Annotated in this window: 1 protein-coding gene; it reads right to left on the bottom strand. The window is 63.4% G+C overall.

What is annotated here, in order from left to right; genetic code table 11:
• Nucleotides 1-42 precede the first annotated feature (42 nt).
• A partial coding sequence (locus tag OHD62_RS35575; protein WP_263792427.1) for a PfkB family carbohydrate kinase occupies nucleotides 43-579 on the bottom strand: 537 nt, incomplete at its 5' end.

The following is a 579-nucleotide window of genomic DNA, read 5'->3' as shown; positions in this document are numbered from 1 at the left end:
CCCGGCGTGCGCTGGCGGAGGCGTCATCGCGCAATGCAGACATCACGATAATCTGCTCAGGCCAACTGCGGAACTCACGTATTGCGATTGAGGACAGCTATTGCGCCGGCATGATCGTTCCGCTAAATCGGCGTCGGCCTGCCGATCGTCCGCGTCGAGCCCTAGCAGGATGCGCGCTTCGGACTGGTTCGGTGTTAGGATGTCAACGTCGGCAAAGATTTCCTTTGGCAGGGCACGGCCAGGTGCGGGATTAAGGATGGTCGTCAGTCCCCGCGCCTTGCCGATGGCAAGCGCGCGGGCCGCCGTCTCGACTGGGATCTCGAGCTGCGTGAGCAGGATGCCCGGGCTCTTCCAGGCGGCTGCGAAGGTTTCGACATCGGTCGCCGTAAGCCGCGCGTTGGCGCCGGGATCGGTGATTATGCGGTTCTCGCCTTCGGCGTCGAGAATGATGATCCCGGCTATCGTCGGTGTCTCAGCCATCTGCCTCACGGCCGAGCAGTCGACGCCTTCGGTGCCCCAGAGTTGCAGTGCCTCGTCGCCGAATTTGTCGGCGCCAACGCCCGCCAGCAGTTTGCATCT

Origin of the sequence: Mesorhizobium sp. YC-39 (genome assembly GCF_025753795.1) — a bacterium.
Lineage (GTDB): Bacteria > Pseudomonadota > Alphaproteobacteria > Rhizobiales > Rhizobiaceae > Mesorhizobium.
Note: the sequence above shows the minus strand (reverse complement) of the source record. Positions and strands in the feature narration are given on the sequence as shown.